At 71.8% G+C, this 3399-nt stretch carries 4 protein-coding genes; all 4 read right to left on the bottom strand.

Annotation, left to right across the window (positions count from 1 at the left end):
- A partial coding sequence (locus ACV4UX_RS17960; protein ID WP_491594651.1) for an efflux RND transporter periplasmic adaptor subunit occupies positions 1-762 on the bottom strand: 762 nt, incomplete at its 3' end.
- The gene (locus tag ACV4UX_RS17955) at positions 759-1490 is read right to left on the bottom strand and encodes an ABC transporter ATP-binding protein (protein WP_491594650.1); all 732 of its coding nucleotides are present in this window, start codon (positions 1488-1490) and stop codon (positions 759-761) included. The genes ACV4UX_RS17960 and ACV4UX_RS17955, both read right to left, overlap by 4 nt.
- Complete coding sequence (locus tag ACV4UX_RS17950) at positions 1487-2644, bottom strand: ABC transporter permease (RefSeq protein WP_491594649.1); 1158 nt, start codon at positions 2642-2644, stop codon at positions 1487-1489. The genes ACV4UX_RS17955 and ACV4UX_RS17950 overlap by 4 nt, the downstream gene beginning before the upstream one ends.
- Positions 2645-3139: 495 nt before the next feature.
- A partial coding sequence (locus ACV4UX_RS17945; RefSeq protein ID WP_491594648.1) for a hypothetical protein occupies positions 3140-3399 on the bottom strand: 260 nt, incomplete at its 5' end.

Genomic DNA, 3399 nt, shown 5'->3' with positions numbered 1-3399 from the left:
GGCCCGGCGGTCGCGGTTGCCGCGCAGGGCGGCCACGCCGCGCGCTCCGGCGGCGAAGCGCCAGGCGTCGTTCTCGTCGAGGTCCACGCGGACGTGCAGTCGCGAGAGGTCGCCCAGGAGCATGAGCGGCGTGGTGAGGCTCCCCGTGGCCGCGAACTCGCCCGGGCGCACGTTCACCTGGAGCACCTCCCCGGCAATGGGGGCGCGAACGGTCAGACGCTCCAGGGCCGTTCGCGCTGCTTCCACCGCGGCCTCGGCGGCGGCCAAGGCGGCCGCGGCGCTCTCCAGCCTGGCCTTGGCCAGGGCCAGGGCGTTGCGGCGCTTCTCCACCTCGTCGGAGCTCACGGCCCGGCGGTCGCGCACGTCGGAGACCATGGAGAACTGCGCGCGGTAGTCGGCCAGGGAGGCCTTGGCTTCGCCCAGGGCGGCCCGGGCTTTCTCCAGGTCCGCCTGCTTCACGGCCAGCTCGGCCCGGGCCTCGCGGGGGTCGATCTCGAAGAGCGTCCGGCCCGCCTCCACCTTGTCGCCCACGCGCACGGCCACCCGGGAGACCACCCCCGGCACGTGCGCGCCCACGGCGATGTTGCGGGAGGCGGCCTCCACCAGCCCGGCTCCGCCGATGTAGGCCTCGAAGGGCGCGCGAGGGGGGAGGGCGGCGGGGCGCGCCTCCTGGCGGGGGGCCTGGCCGCGCAGGGCCGTGGCGACGGCCAGCAGCAGGCCCGCCAGGGCCAGGGCCGGGAGCAGCAGGGCGCGGGGCTTCATGGGATGACTCCTTGTGCGGACGCGGGAACCTCCACGCGCAGGATGCGCCCGTCGTCCATGTGGGCCATGCGGTCGGCGTAGCCGAACACGCGCGGGTCGTGGGTTACGATGACGAGCGAACAGCCGCCGCCCGTGGCGAGGCCTTTGAGCAGCTCCATCACGGACTGGCCCGTGGCGTGGTCCAGGGCGCTGGTGGGCTCGTCGCAGACCACCAGCCCGGGGGAGTGGACCAGGGCGCGGGCGATGGCAACGCGCTGCTGCTGCCCGCCCGAGAGGTCGCGGGAGCTCCGGGCGTCGAGCCCGGCCAGGCCCACGGCCTCCAGCATGCGGCAGGCCTCGTGCTGGGCCCGCACGCGGGGAACCCCGGCGATGAGCAGGGGCAGGCTGACGTTCTCGGCCACGCTCAAGGCCGGAAGCAGGTTGAAAGCCTGGAACACGAAGCCGATGTTGCGGCCCCGGAAGGCAGTGCGCTCGCGGGGAGAGAGGGCGGCGAGGTCCTGCCCCAGCAACGCGCAAGTTCCTTCGTCCTGATGGAGGATGCCGGCCATCACGGAGATGAGGGTGGTCTTGCCGCAGCCGGAAGGCCCCACCAGCATGAAGAGTTCGCCCCTTCGCACGTCCAGGTCCACGCCGCGCAGGGCCTGGGCGCGGGCCGCGCCCTCGCCGTAGGACTTGACCAGCCCCCGGCAGCGCACGGCGGCCTGGGCGTCCGGCAGCGCGCCGCTCACGGCTTGAACACCGCGCCCGGCTCCAGGCGACGCACCTTGCGGATGCTCACCAGGGCCGCCAGGCACACGATCAGCAGCACCGCCGCGCCGCTGCCCGCCAGGATATGCCAGGTGATCTTGGGCTGCGGCCCCATGCCCCCGGCGGCCGCCGCCACCTGGAGCACGCTCGCCCCCGCGCCCAGGCCGAAGCCCACGAAGCCCGCCAGGAGCGCCTGGACCAGGATCATGCCCGTCAGCGCCGAATCCGGAGCGCCCATGGCCTTGAGCACGCCGAAGTGGCGCAGGTTGTCCAGTGTGAAATTGTAGAAAACCTGCCCCGTGACGGCCGCGCCCACCGCGAAGCCGATGAGCACCACGAAGCCGAGGTTCATGAGCATGTTGGTGTGCTTGAGGATGTGCTCCAGGGAGGCCTCCTTGAATTCCTCGGAGGAATAGGCCTTGAGCCCGGTCTCGCGTTCGATGCGCCGGGCCACGGCCTCGGGCGCGTCGCCCGGGCGCGCCTTGGCCAGCACGAAGGAGAGGAGCTTGCGTTCGCTCACGGCGTAGGTCTTGGCGCGTGTGTAGGTGGTGAACAGCACGGGCTGGGACATGAAGCTCGGCGTGGAGCGGGCCACGCCCACCACCACGGCCCGGCGCTCGTTGAGTTCCAGCACGTCGCCCACGCCCAGGGGGCGCGCGCCTCCCTCCGGCAGGCGCACGGCCAGGCGTCCCCTGGCCCCGGCCTCGTCCACCACCACGGCGTCGGGGATGCGCAGGTCCTCCAGGCGGCCCTGGACCATTCCCGGAGGCCCGCCGATGAGCGTGGCGTCGTCGAGCCCCTTGAGCTGCACCTGGGTGGTCTCGCCGTTTTCCAGCCGCACCTTCTGGCCGCCCCGGAAGAAGGGCACGGCCCAGTCCACGCCGCGCACGCCGCGCACGCGGTGGAGCTGGGTGTCCTGCAGGGCGCGGTTCTCCTCGGCGGAGCGCACGGAGGGGTCCATGACCCAGATGTCGGGCAGGCCGATGTCCGTGATGGCCCCGGTGGTCTGGGCCAGCATGTCGGCCAGCATTGCGGGCTGCTGGATCATGATCACGGAGGACAGGGCGATGGCGGTGACGATGCCCAGGTATTTGGCCTTGTCTCCGAGAAGCATGGTGAGGGCGATGCGCAGCATGGGGAGGTCCGGGTGAGCCTGGTGGTGCGGATGTCCGGCGCCGGGCGCGGAGAAGCGTCCGGTGCGGCACACAGGGTAGAGGCCCCGGGAGGGAGGCGGGTTACGCGGCGCGAGGAAAAAGTTAGGGGTCGAAGGATGTGGTCGCGGGGCGGACGGCCGTGGAGGGCAGGTCCAGCCGGGAGAACGCCAGAGGGAGGGCGTCTCCGGTTCAAGCCGGGAGTGGCGGAGACGGATGCGGATGCGTGGCGCTTCAACCGGAAGCGGGGGGAGATTTCTCTCCCCCCGCACGGTTGGGCCAGCCGGCAGGGTTGGGCAGCGTGGTGAGGCTCGCGGCTCTAGGGCGGGGTGTGGTGGGGCGATGCCGCGAGGGGTGGCTGCCAGCCGGCCCGAGGGCCGTCATTTGGGATGTCTCCCGTATAACAATTATGGGAAACGTTTGTCAATTTGTAAAGCCCCCGGGCGCGAATTTCTTCGGCCCGGGGGCGCATTTGCGGGTTACTTGCCGGCGCGGCCGTCGTCGCAGGGCTCGGCGCTGCCGCCGTTGTGCTCGGCGGTGGCGGTCAGGGTGCAGCCTTCAACGGAGGCTTCGGTCTTGGGGGCGGCCTTCTTGGCCTCGCCCTCGGGGGAGACGCCCGCCAGCAGGCAGAGCTGCTTCCAGCGGTCGTTCACCTCTTTTTCCAGCTCGGCGCGCAGGATCTTGGCCACGTCGGGGATCATCTTGTCCAGGGCGGCGTAGCGGTTCTCGCTCATCATGA

This window comes from Fundidesulfovibrio sp. (assembly GCF_058402725.1).
The sequence above is the reverse complement of the archived record's forward strand: the minus strand, read 5'-3'. Positions and strand labels throughout refer to the sequence as shown.

Coding starts and splice junctions, on each gene's coding strand:
- ACV4UX_RS17950 (WP_491594649.1), bottom strand. CDS start 2,644: ATGCTGCGCATCGCCCTCACCATGCTTCTCGGAGACAAGGCCAAATAC.